Annotated in this window: 14 protein-coding genes; 6 read left to right on the top strand and 8 right to left on the bottom strand. The window is 72.0% G+C overall.

Features of this window, described 5'->3' with window-relative positions; all coding sequences use genetic code 11:
• Nucleotides 1-218 precede the first annotated feature (218 nt).
• The 3 genes from CS0771_RS16020 to CS0771_RS16010 all read left to right on the top strand — a co-directional run bounded on the left by CS0771_RS16020 (nt 219) and on the right by CS0771_RS16010 (nt 2,889).
• Nucleotides 219-692, top strand: coding sequence for a hypothetical protein (locus CS0771_RS16020; protein ID WP_212841729.1), 474 nt, complete (start codon nt 219-221; stop codon nt 690-692).
• Between the two features lie 195 nt (nt 693-887).
• The gene (locus CS0771_RS16015; RefSeq protein ID WP_244870820.1) at nt 888-2,105 is read left to right on the top strand and encodes a serine hydrolase; all 1,218 of its coding nucleotides are present in this window, start codon (nt 888-890) and stop codon (nt 2,103-2,105) included.
• A gap of 7 nt (nt 2,106-2,112) precedes the next feature.
• Nucleotides 2,113-2,889, top strand: a complete 777-nt coding sequence (locus CS0771_RS16010; RefSeq protein ID WP_212841727.1) for a trans-aconitate 2-methyltransferase — start codon at nt 2,113-2,115, stop codon at nt 2,887-2,889.
• 50 nt (nt 2,890-2,939) lie between these two features.
• Here CS0771_RS16010 and CS0771_RS16005 read toward each other — a convergent pair whose 3' ends face one another.
• The 6 genes from CS0771_RS16005 to CS0771_RS15980 form a co-directional block, all read right to left on the bottom strand.
• On the bottom strand, nt 2,940-3,443 hold the full coding sequence (locus CS0771_RS16005; protein ID WP_212841726.1) for a hypothetical protein: 504 nt from the start codon (nt 3,441-3,443) through the stop codon (nt 2,940-2,942).
• Nucleotides 3,436-4,134 carry a vWA domain-containing protein gene (locus CS0771_RS16000; RefSeq protein ID WP_212841725.1) on the bottom strand — a complete coding sequence of 233 codons (699 nt, stop codon included), beginning with the start codon at nt 4,132-4,134 and terminating at the stop codon, nt 3,436-3,438. Before CS0771_RS16000 ends, CS0771_RS16005 begins: the two co-directional genes overlap by 8 nt.
• Before the next feature lie 40 nt (nt 4,135-4,174).
• Nucleotides 4,175-5,155, bottom strand: a complete 981-nt coding sequence (locus CS0771_RS15995) for a protein kinase (protein ID WP_212841724.1) — start codon at nt 5,153-5,155, stop codon at nt 4,175-4,177.
• A complete protein-coding gene (locus tag CS0771_RS15990) occupies nt 5,152-6,228 on the bottom strand; it encodes a hypothetical protein (RefSeq protein ID WP_212841723.1) in 1,077 nt (358 codons plus the stop codon). Before CS0771_RS15990 ends, CS0771_RS15995 begins: the two co-directional genes overlap by 4 nt.
• A gap of 12 nt (nt 6,229-6,240) precedes the next feature.
• Entirely contained in the window at nt 6,241-7,152 is a 912-nt protein-coding gene (locus tag CS0771_RS15985; RefSeq protein WP_212841722.1) for a hypothetical protein, read from the bottom strand.
• Nucleotides 7,153-7,239: 87 nt separating this feature from the next.
• On the bottom strand, nt 7,240-10,650 hold the full coding sequence (locus CS0771_RS15980) for a CHAT domain-containing protein (RefSeq protein ID WP_212841721.1): 3,411 nt from the start codon (nt 10,648-10,650) through the stop codon (nt 7,240-7,242).
• A gap of 43 nt (nt 10,651-10,693) precedes the next feature.
• On the opposite strand from CS0771_RS15980, the gene CS0771_RS15975 reads away from it, so the two are divergent.
• Entirely contained in the window at nt 10,694-11,089 is a 396-nt protein-coding gene (locus CS0771_RS15975) for a hypothetical protein (RefSeq protein WP_212841720.1), read from the top strand.
• Nucleotides 11,090-11,147: 58 nt separating this feature from the next.
• Here the strand turns inward: CS0771_RS15975 and CS0771_RS15970 are convergent, their stop codons facing one another.
• Nucleotides 11,148-13,934 carry an immune inhibitor A domain-containing protein gene (locus CS0771_RS15970; RefSeq protein ID WP_212841719.1) on the bottom strand — a complete coding sequence of 929 codons (2,787 nt, stop codon included), beginning with the start codon at nt 13,932-13,934 and terminating at the stop codon, nt 11,148-11,150.
• Between the two features lie 468 nt (nt 13,935-14,402).
• Here CS0771_RS15970 and CS0771_RS15965 point away from each other — a divergent pair, with 468 nt between their 5' ends.
• On the top strand, nt 14,403-15,401 hold the full coding sequence (locus tag CS0771_RS15965) for an ATP-binding cassette domain-containing protein (RefSeq protein WP_212841718.1): 999 nt from the start codon (nt 14,403-14,405) through the stop codon (nt 15,399-15,401).
• The gene (locus CS0771_RS15960) at nt 15,398-16,249 is read left to right on the top strand and encodes an ABC transporter permease (RefSeq protein ID WP_212841717.1); all 852 of its coding nucleotides are present in this window, start codon (nt 15,398-15,400) and stop codon (nt 16,247-16,249) included. Before CS0771_RS15965 ends, CS0771_RS15960 begins: the two co-directional genes overlap by 4 nt.
• Nucleotides 16,250-16,251: 2 nt before the next feature.
• Here the strand turns inward: CS0771_RS15960 and CS0771_RS15955 are convergent, their stop codons facing one another.
• Complete coding sequence (locus tag CS0771_RS15955; protein WP_212841716.1) at nt 16,252-19,398, bottom strand: BTAD domain-containing putative transcriptional regulator; 3,147 nt, start codon at nt 19,396-19,398, stop codon at nt 16,252-16,254.
• Nucleotides 19,399-19,434: the final 36 nt, after the last annotated feature.

Genomic DNA, 19,434 nt, shown 5'->3' with positions numbered 1-19,434 from the left:
GCATTCATCAATGGCCGTCAACAGGCACTCGTCGATGTCACAAGGTGTTCACGCCGGCCCGCGTTGCATGAGAACGCCCGGCTGCAACGCCGGTCCGGCCCGGGTCCCGGCGGCCGCAGACTGTGGGCGGCACCGCGCCAGGTCATCCCACAGCAGAAGGGACAGTGAACACTCGTATGTTCAGACCGGTCAGGAATTGGAGGGCCAGGACGCTGGCGGTGATCGCCGCCGTCGTGGCCCTGGTCGCCGTGAGCGCCTCGCCCGCGGCCGCGTACCCGGGTTCCGACCTCACCAACAAGGGTCTGGCCGTCTACCGGCAGGGCAGCGGCTCCAGCCCGACGCAGCTCACCGTGAACCAGTACATCTGGAACGACGTGGTGTTCAAGAACTCGGCCACGGGCGAGGTGTACAGCGTGACCAAGCTCTGGCTGGTCGTGCAGAGCGACGGCAACCTGGTGCTGTACAAGCACCCGTCCGGCGGCTCGACCCAGGTCTGCTGGGCGGTCAACGTGTACCAGGCCAACGCCCCGAGCCCGAAGCTGGTCTACACCTCCACCGGCCGGGCCCAGCTCTGGTGGGGCAACACGCTCAAGTGGCAGAGCGGTGCGTACGACGGAACCTCGATCGACATCAGCGGCCGCACCGGCCAGCTCTACATCGGTTACCAGGCGATCTCGTCGGCCTGCTACTGACCCGCGCGGCTTCCGTGCCCTGCGGGGCGCGGAAGCCGCCGTCCGCGCCCGACGGCCCCGTTGACGGTATTCCAGGAAACCCAGACGGGCGATCTGCCATCTGATGTACTCCGTACAGGGGCAGCGGGGCCGTTCGGACTGGATCGGCCGGATCGGCACGGGGGTCCTGGAATGCGGCGGTTGCGGCTAGGCGGCGTGGTTCTCTCGCTCGTGCTCACGGCCTCCGCCGGAGCCTGCGGCCAGGCGATCTCCGAGCCGCAGCGGTGGACGGCGGCGCCGACGGCGCCCGCCTACGCCACGGCGCTCGACGCGCAGATCCAGAAGATCATGAAGGACATGAGCGTCCCCGGCGCGGTCGTGATGATCACCTCGCCGCAGCAGGGCGACTGGACCAAGACCTTCGGCACCCAGACGGTCGGCGGCGGCGCGCCCGTGGCCGTCGGCGACCACTTCCGCATCGGCTCGAACACCAAGACGATGACCGGCACGGTGCTCCTGCAGCTGGCACAGGAAGGCAAGATCGGCCTCGACGACCCAGTGTCGAAGTACCAGCCCGAGGTGCCGAACGGCGACCAGATCACGATCACCCAGCTGCTGGACATGCGCAGCGGGCTCTACAACTACTCCGAGGACGAGCAGTTCAACGCCCGGCTCGACAACGATCCCGGATACGTCTGGAAGCCCGCCGAGCTGCTCGCCATCGCCTTCGCCAAGCCGCCGTACTTCCCGCCGGGCACCGCGTTCCACTACTCCAACACCAACCTCATCCTGGCCGGCCTCATCATCGAGCAGCTCACCGGCGGCACGCTGCAGCAGGCGTTCCAGCAGCGCATCTTCGGCCCGCTCGGCCTGAGCCGGACGCAGCTGCCCGAGGCGGCCGACGCCGGCATCCCCGCGCCGCACCCGCAGGGCTACATGTTCGGCACGAACGTGAGCACGCTGGCCAACCCGGCGCTGCCCCCGGCCGAGCAGGCCGCCGCGGCCAAGGGCGAGCTGAAGCCCAGGGACGTCACCGACAGCAACCCGTCGTGGGCGTGGGCGGCCGGTGGCGCCATCTCCACGGCGCCGGACCTGACCCGGTACGTCACGGCGCTGGTGGGCGGCGGCCTGCTCGACCCGGCCATGCAGAAGACGCGGCTGGACAGCATCAAGCCGATCCCGACCCCGGACAACGCCGACGTCGGCTACGGGCTGGCGATCGTGAAGTTCGGGCCGCTGTACGGCCACGACGGCCAGATCCCCGGTTTCAACTCCTTCATGGCGCACGACCCGGCCACGAGGAACTCGGTGATCGTGCTGACGTCCCTGTTCGCCGGCCCGGGCGGCCAGCAGCCCGCCAACGCGATCGCCATGGCGATCATGCAGGCGCTGTACGGGCGATCGCTGGTCCCGACCCCGTCGCCCACCCGATGACGCGGGCATGACCGACTGGGACGGGACCGGGTACGCCCACGTCAGCGGCCTGCAGCGGGCGATGGCGACGGCCTGTCTGGAGTCCGTCACGGTCACCGGCGACGAGCGGGTCCTGGACGTGGGCTGCGGCGACGGGTACGTGACCCGGTGGATCGCGTCACGGCTGCCTGCCGGGTCCGTGCTCGGCGTGGATCCCTCACCACGGATGATCGAGGCGGCGCGTGCTGCCGACGACCGGCAGGCGAACGTGTCGTTCCAGGTCGGCGACGTCACCACGATGGCGTTCGGGCCGGACTTCGACCTGGTGGTCTCGTTCAACGCGCTGCACTGGGTGGCCGACCAGCAGGCCGCCTACCGCAACATCGCGGCGGCGCTCGCACCCGGCGGGCGGGTGCTCGTGCAGTTCGTCTGCCGCGGCCCGCGGCCGAGCGTCGAGCACGTCGCGATGGAGGTGACCCGCGATCCGCGCTGGGCGCCCGTGTTCGGCGGCTTCACGCCGCCGTACGTGCACATCGACCCGGAGGACCTCGCCGGGATCGCGCGCGGCGCCGGTCTCGAGGTCACCGAGCAGTCGGTCGTCGACCGGGAATGGGACTTCGGCTCGCGCGAGCAGTTCGCGCAGTGGTGCACGGTCGGGTTCTCCGGCTGGACCTCGCGACTGCCGGCGGGTGACGTGCAGGCGTTCGTGGACGCGGTCGTCGACGGGTACCAGGCGGTCGTCGGCCGTCCTGGGCTGTTCCGGTTCCTGCAGTTGCGGGCCGGGCTGCGCGCGGGGCCCGCATAGGCGCGGCGATCCCACCCGGGTCGCATCCCGGGTGGGCCGCCGGCCGTTCGTCATCGCGGCGTCTGTTGCGAGTCGGCCGTCATCAGCTCGGCCTCGGACAGCCGCCGGGTGTCGGCCAGCGGGCCGAAGATGATCCACTCGGGTGCGTCCGCGACGAGCGCCGGGCCGCGCAGGACCGGTTCCGGTTCCACCCGGACCGGCTCGGCGGGGACGGCGGAGTCGAGGTCCGGCTCGCCGTACGGGTGGTGCTCGGCCAAGCCGCCCGCGAGCGCCGGGGCGGGCCCCGGCAGACGGCCGGAGGCCGCCTCCCAGGACCGCCCGAGCGCCTCGAACACCGAGATGATGCCGCGATGCCGCAGCATCACCTCGGTGACCTGGACCTCGAAGCTGATCCGCAGATCGAACACCTCGGGGTCCGGGGTCTCGGCGACCTCGTATTCGGCCAGGCAGGCCAGCGGCACGTCGATCAGCGCGCCGGCGTTGTCCAGCCGGATCCGTTCCGCGGTCACCTGCAGCCGGAACGAGCCGTCGGCCGGCCCCGGGGTCTCAGACACTGTTGGCGATGGTGTCGATGATCTCGGCGAGCTCGACCTCCTCGAGCCCCTCCCCGGCGCGCGAGGGCAGGTAGATGGTGTTGTTCCAGTCCGCGGCGATCACGTTCCACGGGTTGGTGTCCGGCGCGAACAGCAGCAGCCGCTTGGCGGCGTTCTCCATCACGGCCTGCTGGCTCGTCGCGTACCCCCACATCTCGAACAGGTCGTCCATGGACGAGGGCAGGCCCGCCGGGTACGTACGGGCCGAGGCGCCCGTGCCGAGGGGGTGGGCCGAGGCGTCGGTGAACATCGCGATGACGTGGCGGCGGCGGTCCAGGCCGCGCTCCCACTCGGACTTGATCGCCACGGCCAGCGCCTCCAGGCCGGACTCGGGCTCGTCGCCGCCGCCGGAGGCCCGCTGCCGCCGGATGAACGCCTCGAACTCGTCGATCTGGTCCGGGATGTTCCAGAAGCTAGACGCCTCGATCGCGTCGGCGGCGTTGTCGGCGAAGTCCCGGTAGGTGATGACCCGCAGCCGGAGCTGGCTGATGGCCTTGCCCTTGGCGTGCATGGCCTCCTCGAGGCGCTTGTGGAAGGACAGGGCGCCGTCCTTGACGGTGCCGAGCACCGGCGTCATGCTCCCCGTGACGTCGATGCAGAAGACGATGTCCACGGCGTAGGACAGCGTGGCGTCGTAGTCGTTGTTGGACACGGTTCTCCTCCTTGTATCGGGTTGATGGGTGGTCGGCGGGCTAGCCGCCCATGTTGATCCGCAGACGGCCGACCTGTTCTCGGCGCGGTGGCGGGGGCACGCGTTCATCACGTCGCGGCGCGTCCACCGGCCGCAGCAGGGAGTCGTCGGCGAGTGCGGCCTGGACGCCGTCGAGCGAGGGGCGGTCGCCGGGCCGCAGCGCGGTCATCCGCCGCATCAGCTCGATCAGAGCGGGGCTGAGGCGCGTGTCGAACTGCAGCGGCTCGCCCAGCCTGATCGCGTCCGCGGCGGCGCCGAACCGGGTGGCGTCATAGCCCGGCAGCACGCCGGTGAGATAGACGTGGATGACCAGCGCCAGGGTGAAGACGTCGGCCGCGGTGGTCAGATCGGCCGCCTTGGTCGACCCGTCCTGCTTGACGTAGCTGAGCCACTCGGGCGCGCCGTACCGCTGGTCGCCGACGATCTGGTCGGGCGGCGGCGGGGTGCCCGACGGGTAGGAGTCGTCGAAGTCGATCACCTTGGCGAGGTAGTGGTCGGTGTCCGGGGCGCGCTGCAGGAGCACGTTCTCGGGCTTGAGATCGCCGTGCACGATCCCGGCCCGGTGCAGCTGCCGCACGCTCTGGCACAGGGTGCGGATCGCCACGGCGACCTGCCGCACCGGGAGGCCGCCCAGATGCCGCAGGCTCAGCGCCTCCACCCGCTCGGTCACCTTGTAGTACGTCGTGTCCTCGCGGAAGAACTCGACGGCGGAGACCAGGTTGCCGCCCTTGGCCCGGGTCGGGTTGATCAACTGGTTGACCTCGCGGTGCCGCTTCTCGAAGCCCAGGCACTCGTCGCGGCGGGCCTGCTTGCTCGCCGGGCTGCCCATGGACGACGCGGTCGGCCACTTCGGGTCGAGGAACTGCTTGATGAAGTACTTGCCCCCGGACTTCTCGGCGAACGCCCAGACGCACCGGCCGCCGCCGCTGGTCGTCGGGTCCGAGACGATCCGGTATCCCTTGATCTCGTCGCCCTTCTTCACCACCGGGCTCCCGTCTGCTCAGGCGCCGGTGACCGGGGCACGGTCAGGTCCTCGGTCGGCCAGTTGAAGTAGCGCAGGTAGTTGCGCCGATAGATCTCCCAGGACCGGCGGCGTGCCGCGACGAACTCGGTCCGGCCGGCCACGGTGTCGAACATGTCGGCGTGCTCGTGGGTGAGCCGCCGCAGCCGTTCCCGGTACGCCTCCTGGAGCTGCGCGAAGGAGCCGAAGCCGACGGCGACCGCGACGACGGAGGCGTCGTCGCTGGTGTAGCCGCGGACCCGGGTGGTCAGGCGCTGCGCCCACTCCCCCGCGTCGGCGGCGCGGTCCAGCTCGCTGAGCAGCACGTGCTCGAACATGGCCGGAGCGGTCACGTAGCCGAAGAACCCGTCGGTGGCGCAGACCAGCACGCACGGCGTGGGCAGCCCCGCGAACACCCGGCGGTGGATGGTGCTGTCGCCGCTGGCGCTGACCACGTTGGTCATCGGCTGGTCGGCGATGAGCAGCTCCAGCACGTCCTCGACGTCGCTGTCGTCCTTGCTGAGCTGCTGCAGGCCGAGGTCCGCGGTGAGCAGGTAGCACCGGGAGTCACCGGCCCAGGAGGCGGTGGCGGTGAGCCCGCCGTCGGCCTCCTGGTAGTCGATGACGGCCAGTGTGGTCGGGAAGTCCCGCCGCATGGTGCCGACGATCTTGTTCCGCGCCGCGGTGCGCGCCCCGCCGAGCGTCTCGGCGAGCCGCTGCGGCAGCGTCGGCTCGGCCTGCCCCTCGGCCAGGCCGGCGAACCAGGACTGGACCGTGAGGTGGGCGAGCCGGGACGCGACGAACGCGTGGCTGAGCCGGCGCCCGTCCGCCGCCCGGCCCGCGTGCCGCGCCCCCGCGCCGCCGAGCCCGTCGTAGACCCCCAGCACCCCGCGCCCGGACGGGGCGTGGTGCATGAACGTCGGTTCGGCGTCCTCGCCGAGCCCGGGGCGTTTGGGCACCCAGGCGGCCACCGCGATCAGCTCCCGGACCGCCACGTGCCAGGCGGCCAGGCGCGGCTCGTCCTCGGCGGGATCACACGTCGCCTCGATCAGCATCGCTTCCTCGTTTCAGGAGACGATCGTCGCGTCGCCGAAAATGGTGTAGAGAGAGCGTGTCTTGCTGGTCTTGGAGTCCCGCCCGCTGCAGGTGATGCGCAGCCGGACCACCCCGGTCAGGTCGACCTCGACCTTCTTGGGACTGCCGATGGACACCACGTGGGGCTTGCCGATGGCGTTGCCGTTCTGGTTGTAGAAGACGAACTCACCGATCGCGCCGAACGCGTTCGACTGATCATCCGAGATGCCCAGCGTGGCCTTGAAGGTGTGGAAGCCGGCCACGTTCCACTCGGTGTAGTCCTCGTTGGGCCGCTCGCAGGACACCCGGACACTCCGCTGGTAGAGGGTGGCCGACATGGAGTACGCGCCGGTCTGTGTGTAGCCCGCCAGAGCGCGCCTCTCGTCGAGGAAGACGGTCATCCCGGGAACGACCGTGCCGGACGGGTCAGGTTCCGCGGTGGGAGCCTCATCTGTGGGGGACGGCTCGGTCTCGGCCGTCGGGCTGGGCTCGGGAGTCGGGCTCGGCTCCAGGGTCGGGCTGGGGGCAGGCGGCTCGGGCGAGAAGGCCGCCGGGGATGCCGAGGGCTCTGCGGTCCCGCCCGCGCCCGCGCTGACCGCCGCGAAGGCGGCGCCGAACCCCATCAGCACGGACACGACGGTGAGGCCCACGGTCGCGGTGAACAGCTGGGCGACCAGCGGCCTGCCCTCGCCCTGCCGGTTGCCCTGACCGAAGTACTGGTTCTGCTTCAGGTAGGCGACCCGGCGCGAGAGCCCGTACGCGCCGGCTCCGAAGGCGACGGCCAGCAGCAGCGCGACCACCACCAGCGGAAGCGGCGGGAACACGAACACGGCGACCAGTCCGACGAGGACGGCGACCAGCAGGGTGATCGCGATCGGCGTGCTGAACCTATTGGTACCAGCCATGGGAAGCTCTTTCTCGTGGAGGGAGCACGGCGGCACCGGCCGGTGGGGGCTGGTCCTGGTGCCGCTGCTATCTGACGGACAGGCGCCTCACCGGCCGTGGTAGGAGAAGGCCGCCCACACCCGGACCGACGCCAGGTCGGCCGACGCGACCGGCGGCAGCGCCTGCAGCGCCGCCGGCTCCTCGCGGTGCGGGTCGAGCATCCAGCGCTGGGCCCGGTGCAACGCCTCGGCGGGGGCCAGGCCCCGCTCGCGCAGGTAGTGGTGGAAGACGGCCATCAGGTATGCCGTTGGCACGTCGTCCACCGGCCAGCGGGAACCGGCCGCCCCGGTGAATCCGGCGGCCAGGAAGGCCGTGGCCAGGGTGATCGACTCGTCGTGACCGGTGGTGGAGACGTCGCTGGCGCAGGCGGCCAGGACGACCAGGCCGCCTGCGGTGCCGGGGGCGCGCCCGGCGGCATGGCGCAGGATGCGGTCCAGCGGGAGCTCGCACCGGCCGGTCAGGTCCGCGGGCTTGGCCAGCCGCAGATACGACTCGGGCAGGCTCTCACCGGCGCGTGCGTGACAGGCGAAGTGCAGCAGTGCCGGGCCCTCACCGGCGGGACCGGGCAGGTGCCGCAGCACATCCTCCGGGCTCGCGTCGTTGAGCAGCAGCGCCTCGGGGTAGAACGCGGCCTGCAGCAGCTCCGCCTCGGCCCGGGCGCCGGGGAGGTCACGGGTCGGGTCGCCCACGAGGATCACCCCGTCGTCCGGCGCCGCCGTGGGACGGCCGGCGACCTCGACCAGCTGGCGGGCCGAGGCCGCATAGGTCAGCTGGACGGATTCGATCGCATAGCGGTGACCGCCGGCGACGGGCCTGCGCGCGGCATGCCACGGGAACACGCCCAGCGTTCCCGTCGGCACCAGGACCACACGGGCGGGCACGCCATCGGGGACGAGACCGAGCTCCTCCAGCAGCGGGCCGAGCGCCGCCGTCCAGGCCCAGTCGCAGACGTCGTCCTGCCAGGGCTCGCTGGGGCGATGCCCTACCGGTAGCACGTCGCGCGAGGCGGATGAGGGCGGGTTGCCCCAGTGGCCCGGTGTGGCCTGGAGTCCGGGCGCGGGCCGGGCACGCATCTCGCCGTCGGCGGTGACGACGAGGATGACCCCGGGCTGACCCTCGTCCCCTGCGAGCAGGTAGGCCAGGGCGGCGGCGCCGATGGAGGTCAGTGCCGCGCCCACCGCCGCCGGGCCGGGCACTTCGCCCAGCTGCCGGGCGGCGGTCGTCTCGCTCAGCGCCTCCAGGATGCGCGACCGGACGTTCAGGGGCAGGCCCCGATCCAGCAGCGCGCCGGCAAGGTCGGCGACGGCCGAGGCGTCCCGCGTCGCCGCCGGCGGCAGGATGCTCCCGACGGCGCCGGCCCGTTCCCACTCCAGCGCCAGGTCGGCCAGCCCGCGGTCACGGAGCAGACCCGGAATCTGCGTGGCCGTGGTCGAGGCGTGCAGGACCAGGCCGCGGCCCAGCTCCACCGCTTCGTACATGGCGGTGAGGTCACCGTCGGCCCAGCACCAGCGGGCCAGCCGGGCCGCGTCGGCGGCGGCGTCGCGCGCGGCCGCGAGCCCGTGCGACGGATTGCTCTGCAGCAGCACGTCCAGGCCACGCGCCCGCAGGCTGTCCAGTCCCAGGCTGAGGGACCGCGCCCGGCCGCTGTCGGTTCCGCCCTGGCGGTGGGCCTCGGCCAGGCCGCCGATGATGTGCGCGGCCTGCGGATGGCCTGCCCGTGGCAGCGCGGCGGACGCCTTCTCCCGGTAGGCGAGGGCCGTGTCCTTGTCGGCCGGCATGCCCTGCGCGGTGTGCCGGGCCTGGTACGCCTGCGCGAGCAGGCTCAGCACGGTGAGGCGCTCCTCCTCGGTGAGCGAGCCGTCCGCCTCCAGCAGGCTGAGCCGCTCGATCGCCCGGTCCGGTGCGTCCGGATCGTGGTTCAGCAGGCCCTCGACCAGGTCCGCCGCGGCCTGCGCCACCCGGGTGAGGGTCATGTCCACGGTGACGGTGGGGCTCCGTCGCCCTGCCCGCCGCATCACGGCGAGCCCTTCGTTGAGCAACGTGGGGTCGCTGTTGGAGGTGCCGAGCGTCATCAGTGCGACGCCGAGGGCGGCGTCGAGCCGTGCGCGCAGGGGGAACTCGGGCGACAGGCTGTTCGTGACGGATCTGAGCGACGTCACCGCCTGGTGCAGCCCCGCCTGGTCCCTGCTCTGGACGGAGTCCTTGAGCCGGGTGATGCTCTGCAGCCCGGCGATGATGTGGCCGTCTGCGGCTCCCCCGGGCAGGCTGCTGTCGTAGATGAGCTGCGCCGCCCGGAGCAGCTCCTGGCCGGCCTCGGCGTCGTCGAGCACGCCCCGGCTCAGCGCCCGGTCGTTGTAGAGCGCGCCGAGCGTGGCCACGACGAAAGGCACGATCGGGTCGTCGGCGGGGATCTCCCGCACCGCGCGGTGCAGTTCCTCGGCGGCGGCGGTGAGGTCGGCGCTGCTGGCGTCGCGCTGGCCCCGCAGCATGAGGATCATGCCGCGCAGGTATCTGTCCTTGCCCGCCTGGGCCGGGCTGACGGAGTCCTCGGCGACGATCTGGTCGGCCAGCCCGATCAGCAGGTCGAGCTGCCCGTCGGCGGCCTGTGCCGCTTCCGCCGAGAGCAGCAGGCCGGCGAACTGGCGGAGGATCTCCTGCCGGGTCTCGTCCTCCCCCAGCGCCTCAAGTGACCGACCGGCCAGCTCGGGAGCCGCCGCGAGCAGCTCCGGAGCACCGGTGGCCTGCCCGAGCTTTCCCACGGCCACCGCGATCTCGGCACGGAGCCGGGCCCGCAGGACGGGGTTGGGTGGCACCAGTTCGAGCAGCCCCTCCAGTTCATGGGCCGTCTCGTTCGCCTGCTCCGGGGTCATCCCCGTGGGGTCCTCCGCGCGGATCGCCGCGCGGATGGTGGCCACGACCGCCTGCTGGTCGACCGGCCCCGTGGCGGCGGCCTCGTTGAGGATCGCCATGGCGGCCAGCAGGTCGGGCTGGCCGTCGAACGCGAACATCTTGAGTACGGCCAGCGCGGGGAGCATCTGCTGCCGGACCGGGGAGTCGGCTGGCGCGTGGTCGGCCAGTTTCCGCAGGTGGGCTTCCGCGCGGGCGGCATCGGCGCGTTTGCGGGGATCCGTCTGGTCCATGGTCATCATCGCCATGATGTAGGCCATGAAGGCGGTGCCGTCGGAGTCCTGCGTGAGCGGGGCCGGGAAGACGCGCTGCATCAGCAGCAACCCGGCGCAGCCCCAGGCGATGTGGGTCTCCTCCGGGGTCAGTCCGGGTCCGGCCAGGCTCTCCTCGAACAGCGGGATCGCCCGGTCGCGGTCCTCGGGTGCGGCGGACTCCGTCGCGTACCGCAGCAGGAGCACCGATCCCAGGCGGAAGGCCGCCCGCCGCCGCGCGTCGCTGCCGGCCGGTGCCGCCAGGTAGCCGGTTTCCGCATTCGCTGTCTGCTCGTCCATCACCGTGCTCTGACGGACAGGCCAGGGTCCGTCAGAGCCGGGCATGCCATGGTTCAAGCGGAGGCGGCGGCTGCCTGCCGACATGATGCAGCGCCTGGAGATGCTGGGCCGGTTCACGCTCGGCAGGCAGGAGAGCCGCATCGACAGCGGTGAGGTGTGGCAACGATGCCTGGCGCCGTTCCTCGACGAGGCCAAGGCGGATCCGGACGGCTTCTTCGGTGAGCTGCGGGAGCTGCTGCGCGGGGAGACGGGCGGCTTCGCGGCCCTTGGCGCCGGGCAGCTGGCCTGGGAGGCCCTCAGCGACGAGTCGCTGACGAACCCGGCGGTGCTCCCCTTCGTCGACGCGGGCATCGACTTCAAGCTCGCGCGCGGCTTCACCCGTTGGGACCTGGCCCCGTACGAGGTGGGGCGGCTCAGCCGGCGGCAGTCCGGCTCCTGATCCGTCAGGCACGCGAAAGGGGCTGCCCGGCCGGGCAGCCCCTTCGTCGGTGCGTGGATCAGTTGGCGGGCGAGACCCGTACGGTGACGTACGAGTTGTCGTGCGCGGCCTTCACCAGGACGATCGTGACGCCGTACGCGGCGCCCTGGTCGCCCGGGTTGCCGGTGCCCGCGACGGTGAACCCGAAGTCCGCGCCGTAGAACGCGGTCGCCGGGGTGCCGTCGGCCTCGACGATCCGGGTGGTGTACGGCACGTTGCCGGCCGACGGGATCACCGCGGACGCGTCGACGTCACGGAAGAAGAACTGGTCCGCTCCGTTGATGACGCGGTGCTCCAGGCCGGGGACCCAGCCCTTCGCGTCGGTGAACGCCGTCACGCCGCGCTGCGCCGGGTAGGCCGTGCAGTACTCGCTGAACGGCTCGCCGGGCGCCTCGAAGCACTCCTTGAACGGGTACGTCTTGCCGAACGTGAACGCGGCGTTCGACGACTGCGGCCGGCTGGGCAGGTTGTCCAGCGTGGACGGGTCCTTCACCGCGGCCTCGCCGGCCCGCCGCAGCGGGTCGAAGTGCGAGTCCACGATGAGCAGGCCGCCCTTGGCGCCGCCGCTGGGCAGCGCCGTGGCGTTGTTGGCGGCGTGGTTGACGTTGCCGAAGGTGGTGTCGCGATACCACACCAGCATGCCCGGAGCGTTGTACTTGATCTTCTCGACCTTCCACGCCCCGTCACGCTGGTACGTGGTGTCGTAGGCGTACTTCAGGCCGTTGTCGAACCCGTCGAAGTTGCGCCACTCGGCCAGGTAGTAGTGCGCCTTGACCGAGGAGCCGGTGTCGATGCGCCAGCCGGGGCCGGTGGTGTCGACCCAGGTGCCGCCGGTCGCCGTCCAGCCGTTGGCGCCGGACTCGACGTCGTCGCTCCAGGTGGTGGCGCCGCCGCCGGTGACCGAGAAGTCGTCGGCGAACCAGCCCTGCTCCTGGAAGGCGGCGTCGGTGGCCAGGCGCAGCCGCACCTGGACCGTCTGGCCCTGGTAGGCGCTCAGGTCGACGTAGTCGTGACGCCAGCCGTGGCTGTCGCCGGTGAGGCCGTAGCGGCGGCCGAACGTGGCCATGTTGCCGTTCGGGTCGGCGTAGCCGTCGTCGGTCGAGACCAGGTTGCCGGCCTCGTCGTACACCTTGAGGTCGGTCCAGGTGGTGCCGCCGTCGGTGGACACCTCGATGAAACCGAAGTCCCAGTCCTGCTCGATGACGTAGTTGTTCCACGTCCAGAACTTCGCGTCGCCCGCGGCCGGCACGGTCACCGTGCGGGCCACCTTGATGTCGGCCCAGTCCTGGTCGGCGCCGGTGTACCACATGTTGGCGCCGCTGTGCGGCTCGGCCAGGACGATCGTCTTCGCCGGAAGGTCGATCTTGATGCCGTCGGCGGTGTGCTTGGGCGTGCGCGAGGTCTGACCCATCTTCACGGTCTTGTCGGCCGCGCCCGGCGCGAAGGTCTCCGGCTCGGCCCAGCCGAGCACCCACTTGTCCCACAGGCCCATGTGCGTCGGCATCGCCTGGAAGATCGGGCCGGTGTGCGAGCCCGACGCCATGAGGTCCCAGAAGTCGACGTCGGAGTCGCCGCCGCCCGAGGTGTCGTACAGGTCCGGCAGGCCGAGGTCGTGGCCGTACTCGTGGGCGAACACGCCCACGCCGGAGTCCTCCGGCTGCACGATGTAGTTCGACACCTTCAGGCCGGTGCCGGGGATGGTGTAGCCGCCCGCGACGGCCGAGGAGTGCGCCCAGATCGCGCCCGTGCCCTGCGCGCCGCCGCCGCCGGACTTGTCCTCACCGGCGTGCACCAGCACCAGGTGGTCGATGACGCCGTCCGGCTCGAAGAAATTGCCGTCGCCGTCGCGGTCGCCCTGGTCCTCGATGTCGTAGTCGGCCCACGGGAAGCTCGGGTTCGACGCGGCCAGCACGTTCACCGCGTCCATCGCCATCTGCTGCGGGCCGAGCGGGTTGTCCGGGTGGCCGTTCATCGACTGGATCGCGCCGGCCTCCCACTCGCCCTCGGCGTTCAGGAAGCAGCGCGACGCGCCGTACCACGCCTCGGAGTGCGGGACGGTGATCCACGGCGTGGCCTCACCGGCGACGGTGTAGGCGCCCTTGGACATCTCCAGGTACATGTTGCGCATGGTCAGGCCGGAGATGTCGATGCCGCGGCGGCCGTCCGGGCCGGTCAGGTCCTTGCGGACCCGCTCGGTGATGCCCTTGGAGGTGTACAGCATCTTGTTGTAGTAGTCCGGCGAGAAGTCCGGCACCCACATGGAGTTGTTGTCCTTGCGAGCCAGCGTCGCCGGGTTCGGGATGCCGTTGTGCAAGGGCCCGTTCTGGACCGTGCCGGGCACGCAGGTGCGGTCGTCGATGCTGACGGGCACCATCGAGCCGGTGAAGTCGTCGTTGGCGGAGGTGCTGTACTCCACCAGGATGGTGAGCAGCTTCGCGGTCTGGGTGGTGGGCGCCTTCTTGTACCGGCGCGGGCTGCCGCCCTGCCGGATCGACTTGGCCTCCAGCTTCGCCAGCTCGCGCGCGGTGAGCGGGTTGCCCTTGCCGTGCTTGCGGTCGAACGCCTTGGCCCTGTCGACGACGGATCCGTAGACGCCGCCCTTGCCCTTGACCTCCTTGCCCTCGGTGTCGTGCTGGACCGCGGGCTCGGCGTAGTTGATGTAGAACTCGCTCGGGCTGATCACCGCGCTGGGGGCGGCGACGGCGCTCGCCGCCGCCGGGGCGTAGAGCCCGGCCGCGGCCAGTGCCAGCGCGGGCACACCGGCGAGTAGCCGGCGCCGCCGTCGCGCGTGGTCGGCGTGCTTCATGACACTCCGTTCCTCGGGGGTCGGCCCTGCGGCGCGGAGCACCGCGGGGCGTTTCGGAAGCCGCGGGGCACGCGTCACCCGCAGGTGAGCTGCGTGCCCCGTTCCGTCGTGGTCCCACGCGGCCGATGGAGGTTGCCGGCACACGTGAAGAAACCACTTCACAATCCCAAATGGAGAGTCGTTCCTGCACAGCCTGATGGATCCAGCTATTCGGCCGATCAACCGATTGCGCCGATGTCACGGAAGCGGCTCACGCATCGTCCGATCAGCCGAAGGCATCCATGTCACGGCGGCTGCGGCACCGGTGACCGGCGAGCCTCGCGATCACCCGGCCGTAACCGGCGCTCGGGTAACGGCCGGGGTGAAACCGGACAGGCCGGCTGTGAAACCGCGGTGTAGGCGCCGTGGAACCGGGGCGGTGGACGGTGTTCCCTGACCGGTTTCGACGCCGGTCGCGAGGGAGCGAAGATGAAGCACATTCCCGCGGTCCACGCGGAGGGCCTGGTGAAGTCGTTCGGTGACTTCCGTGCCGTCGACGGGGTCGACCTGCACGTCGAGCAGGGCGAGATCTACGGCGTGCTCGGCCCGAACGGCGCAGGCAAGACGACCATGCTCAAGATGCTGGCCACCCTGCTGCCCATCGACGGGGGCCGGGCCGAGATCTTCGGCGTGGACGTGCGCCGGGACCCGCACCGCACCCGGCAGCTGCTCGGGGTGACCGGGCAGTACGCGTCCGTGGACGAGAACCTGACCGCCAACGAGAACCTGTGGCTGTTCGGCCGCCTGCAGGGCGTGTCGAGCAAGACGTCCCGCGCCACCGCGGCGCGGCTGCTGGAGCAGTTCGGCCTCCAGGAGGCGGCGGACAAGCCGATCTCGCAGTTCAGCGGAGGCATGCGGCGGCGGCTGGACCTGGCCGCCAGCCTGATCACCCGCCCGCCGCTGATCTTCCTGGACGAGCCGACCACCGGCCTGGACCCGCGCACCCGGGGCCAGATGTGGGACACCATCCGCGAGCTGGTCGCGGGCGGCTGCACGGTCCTGCTGACCACGCAGTACCTGGACGAGGCCGACCAGCTGGCCGGCCGGATCGCGGTCATCGACCGGGGCCGCAAGGTCGCCGAGGGCACCCCAGACGAGCTGAAGGCGTCGGTGGGCAACTCGACGCTGCGGCTGCGGCTGACCGAGCCCGCCGACCAGCCCGTCGCGGCGCAGGTCGTACGCCGCCTGCTCGGCGAGGACCCTGTCCTCAGCCCCGAGTCGGGGCGGCTGAACGTGGCGCTCGACGCCGCGGACCGGGCCGCGGACGTGCTCATCAGCCTGCGCGAGGCGGGTGTCGGCGTCACCTCGGTGAGCGTCGACGCGCCGACCCTCGACGAGGTGTTCCTGGCGCTCACCGGGCACGGCACCGGCGAGGGCGCCGACCTCTCCGCGACCGCGGACGATCGTGAACTTGAGGTGACCCGATGACCATGCAGATGACCAGGCCAATGCCGGTGGCGGCACCGAAGCGGCTGACCGCGGCCGACGTCGCCGCGCGCACGACCCCGCACAACAGCGTCGGGCAGACGCTGAGCCAGACGATGTCGATGGCGTGGCGGGCGACGAAGAAGATGCGCCGCAACCCCGAGCAGTTCTTCGACGTCACCATCCAGCCGCTGCTGTTCACGGCGATGTTCGCGTACCTGCTCGGCGGCGGCCTGTCCGGCAGCGTGCAGGCGTACCTGCCGCTGGTGATCCCGGGCATCCTGGCGCAGACCGCGCTGACCGCGTGCATGGCCACCGGCGTGCAGCTGCGCGAGGACATGGAGAAGGGGGTGTTCGACCGGTTCAAGTCGCTGCCGATGGCCCGGATCGCGCCGCTGGCCGGTCCGATGGTCGCCGACCTGCTGCGGTACGCCATCGCCTCGACGCTGACCTTCCTCACCGGTATCGCGATGGGCTACCGCCCCGGCGGCGGCGTGGCCGGTGTGGTGCTGGCGATCCTGCTCACGATGATCGCCGGGTGGTCGCTGGCCTGGGTGTTCACCTGGGTCGGCACGCTGGCCCGCAGCGCGCAGAGCGTCCAGGGCATCTCCATGATGATCATGTTCCCGCTGACGTTCATGTCCAACGCGCTGGTGCCGGTGGAGACCCTGCCCGGCTGGCTGGCCGCGTTCGTGAAGGTCAACCCGGTGTCGTACGTGGTCACCGCCACCCGCGACCTGGCCAACGACGGCCAGGTCACCGGGCACGTCGGCTGGGCCATCGTGGCCTGCGCGGCCGTCATCGCGATCTTCGCGCCGCTGTCGGTACGCGGTTACAAGCGGCACCTCTGAGATCAGCCGGCCCCGATCCGCTCGACCAGGCTGCGTGCCTCGCCGAGCAGGTCGGGGCCGCGCCGGTCGCCGTACTCGGCGGCCAGGGCGGCCAGCATCCCGGGGGCCCGCTGCTCGGCGTGGGCGGCGATCCGCGCCCAGGCCAGCGTGGGCGTGCTCCGGTGATATGCGAACCGGTCCGCCAGCGCGATCAGCCGCACCGTGTCCTGGACCGGCAGGGCGTCGCGCACCAGTCCCCACGCGCCGAGCGCGAACAGCACCAGCCCGCAGACGGGATAGTCCAGGTAGGGGTGGTCGGGGTCGAGCACCTGGCCGGCCCGTTCCCGGGCCTGCGAGAACAGGACCCCGCCGGTCGGGTCGCCGGGCGGCGCGTAGTAGGCGTGCGCGGCCAGGCTCATCGCCTCGGCCACCAGCACCCACGGCTCGTACCCCGTCGCCGGCAGGCCCGGCATCCGCAGCTCGCTCACCCGCCGGAACGCCGACCGGTACGCGGCCAGCCCGCCCCCGACGTCACCGCGGGCCAGGGCCAGCTCGGCGCTGCCGAGGTCGAACACGAGCCGGCCGCTCACCACACCCTCGGACTCCTGCGGGTCGCCGAGTTCGGCGAGCTGGCGGGCGGCGCCGTCGAAGTCACCGGTGGAGATCATCACCATGGCGAGCAGCGAACGCAGCTGGACGGCGTCGTCGCGGGCGCCGAGCCGGTCCAGCACCGGCAGCGCGGCACGGGCGTGGACCGCCGCTTCGGCCCCCCGGCCGAGCTGCATCGCGAGCTGCGCGGCCATCGTGTGCATGATCGCCTGCGACCAGGGTCCCACCGAGTCGTCGGCGAGCAGCAGCCCGCGCTCGGCGGCGTCGATGGCGGCGTCCGGGTCGCCCAGGTTCTCCAGGGCCTGGCTCAGCCACGGCAGCGCCAGCACCGCGACCTGCCGGTCCGCGGACGCGGCCAGCTCACGCAGCCCGTGAAGGTAGCCCTCGGCCGAGTTCGGGTCGATCTCGGTCAGCGTGGTGACCATCGCGGCGGTCCACGCATCGTGCTCGCCCGGCCCGACCGCCCGCAGCGCCGCCCGCAGCACGCCCGAATACGGGCTGTTGGCGACCAGGGAGCCGTTGAGCGTCATCCCGATCGCCATCCGGGTGGCGCCGGCCAGCTCCGGCGGGGCCGTCCAGCCGTCGACCGCATTCGCGGTCGCCTCGATGAGGACCATCAGCCGGGTGTGTTCCCCGAGGATGATCCAGTATCCGGCCAGCGCGGCGAGGATCTGCACCATCGCCGCCTGATCGGCGGTGGCGAACGTCCGGCGCAGCACGTCGGAGAGGTTGGCCTCCTCCGGTCGGATGGCGTCGACGACGTCGAACTGCGCCGGGGTGAACAGGGCGCGGGCGTGCCGGGTGGCGAACGCGACCGCCCAGGCGCGCTGGGCCTGCTCGGCCGCGCCGTCCTCACCTGCGTCGATCAGCTGCATCCGGCCGAACTCGCGTACGGTCTCCAGCATCCGGTAGCGCACGCCGCCGGGACCGGTCTCCACGACCGTCAGCAGCGACTGGTCCGCCAGGTCCTGGACCGCCCCGAGGGCGTCGTCGCCGAGCATCGCCTCGGCGGCGGCGAGGGTGAACCCGTCGTGGAACACCGACAGCCAGCGCAGCGCCCGGCGCTCGCGTTCGGCGAGCAGGTTCCAGGACCAGTCGATGACGGCCAGCAGCGTCTGATGCCGGTCGGGTGCGCTGCGGTCGCCGCCGCGCAGCAGCGCGAACCGGTTCTCCAGGCGGCGGGCGATGTCGGCGACCGCCATCACGCGCACCTTCGCGGCCGCCAGCTCGATGGCCAGCGGCAGCCCGTCGAGCCGCTCGACGATCTCGGCCACCACCTCGTCCGTGCCGGTCAGGTGCACGTCGGGCCGGGCGGCGACGGCACGCTGCCGGAACAGCTCGGCAGCGTCCGCGGCGTCCAGTTCGGCCAGCGGGTACACCTGCTCGGCGGCGATCGCCAGCGGCGCCCTGGTGGTGGTGAGCACCCGCAGCTCGCGGGTGGTGGCGGCGAGGTACGCGACGAGGTCGGCGACGGCGGCGACGATGTGCTCGCAGTTGTCCAGGATCAGCAGGCTCGGCGCCTGGTCGAGGTGGCGCGCGATCCGGGCGCGTACGTCGGCCCGCTGCTCGGGGGTGAGGGTGCGCCGGCCGCTGACCGAATCCCGCACGCCCAGCGCCGAGCCGACCTCGCCGACCAGGTCGTCGGGTGCGGTCACGCCGACCAGCTCGACGAAGTGCACCACCGGGGCGGGATGCTCCCGGCCGAGCACGTGGGCCAGCCGGGTCTTGCCCAGCCCGCCCGGCCCTACGATGGACACCACCCGGGCAGCGGACAGCAGCGCCTGCAGCCGCCGGACGTCGCCGGAGCGGCCGAGCAGCGCGGTCGCCTCGTAGCGCACGCCCGCGCGGACCGGGCTGTCCTGCACCAGCAGCTCGCCGTGGACCCGGCGCAGTTCCGGGCCGGGATCGGCGCCCAGGCGGTCGCGCAGGTCGGCGCGGTACGCCTCGTACCGGCTCAGCGCGGCGCCGGCCCCGCGGACCGCCGCCTCGCTGCGCAGCAGGTCCGCCAGCAGTGACTCGTCGGCGGGGTGCACCGCCCACGCGGTGGCCAGAGTGGGCAGCGCGGCGGCGTGCTCGCCGAGCCTGACCCTGGCCCTGGCCAGCAGCACCCGAGCCCGTTCGAGATCGCGTCCGGCCTCCCGGCGCAGCGCGGCGAGCGGCCCATGGCCGTCCCCGGCGGCGACCGGGCCGAGCGCGAGGGCCTGCAAGGCCAGGTCTGCGGCGCGTGCCGGGTCGGACTCGAACGCGGACCGGGCCTCGGCGAGGCGGTCCGCGAGCAGCTGAGTGTCCACCTGCGACCGGTCGACACCCAGTCGGTAGCCGTCGCCGTCGCGGAGCACCGAGTCCGGCCCGTGCGCCGCTCTCGTCCGGGATACCACGACCTGGAGCGCTTTGAGCGGGTTGGCGGGGACGTCCTCGTCCCAGACGAGGTCGATCAGGCGAGTGGAGCCGACCGTCCGTCCGGCGGCGGCGAGCGCGGCGAGCAGTGCCTGCGGCCGCTCGCCCACCACCGGCTCGCCGTCCCAGCGCACCGCCTCAAGCAGCGACAGGATGATCGGCACCGGCCAAGTCTAAGCTCGACGGGAGGCGCCCATGCC

Source organism: Catellatospora sp. IY07-71, from assembly GCF_018326265.1.
Classification (GTDB): Bacteria; Actinomycetota; Actinomycetes; order Mycobacteriales; family Micromonosporaceae; genus Catellatospora.
The sequence above is the reverse complement of the archived record's forward strand: the minus strand, read 5'-3'. Positions and strand labels throughout refer to the sequence as shown.

What these genes read in the sequence shown, in the direction of transcription:
- CS0771_RS15965 (WP_212841718.1), top strand. Translation starts at nt 14,403, where the DNA reads ATGAAGCACATTCCCGCGGTCCACGCGGAGGGCCTGGTGAAGTCGTTC.
- CS0771_RS16010 (WP_212841727.1), top strand. Translation starts at nt 2,113, where the DNA reads ATGACCGACTGGGACGGGACCGGGTACGCCCACGTCAGCGGCCTGCAG.
- CS0771_RS15980 (WP_212841721.1), bottom strand. Translation starts at nt 10,650, where the DNA reads ATGGACGAGCAGACAGCGAATGCGGAAACCGGCTACCTGGCGGCACCG.
- CS0771_RS15975 (WP_212841720.1), top strand. Translation starts at nt 10,694, where the DNA reads ATGCCATGGTTCAAGCGGAGGCGGCGGCTGCCTGCCGACATGATGCAG.
- CS0771_RS15970 (WP_212841719.1), bottom strand. Translation starts at nt 13,934, where the DNA reads ATGAAGCACGCCGACCACGCGCGACGGCGGCGCCGGCTACTCGCCGGT.
- CS0771_RS15960 (WP_212841717.1), top strand. Translation starts at nt 15,398, where the DNA reads ATGACCATGCAGATGACCAGGCCAATGCCGGTGGCGGCACCGAAGCGG.
- CS0771_RS15985 (WP_212841722.1), bottom strand. Translation starts at nt 7,152, where the DNA reads ATGGCTGGTACCAATAGGTTCAGCACGCCGATCGCGATCACCCTGCTG.
- CS0771_RS15990 (WP_212841723.1), bottom strand. Translation starts at nt 6,228, where the DNA reads ATGCTGATCGAGGCGACGTGTGATCCCGCCGAGGACGAGCCGCGCCTG.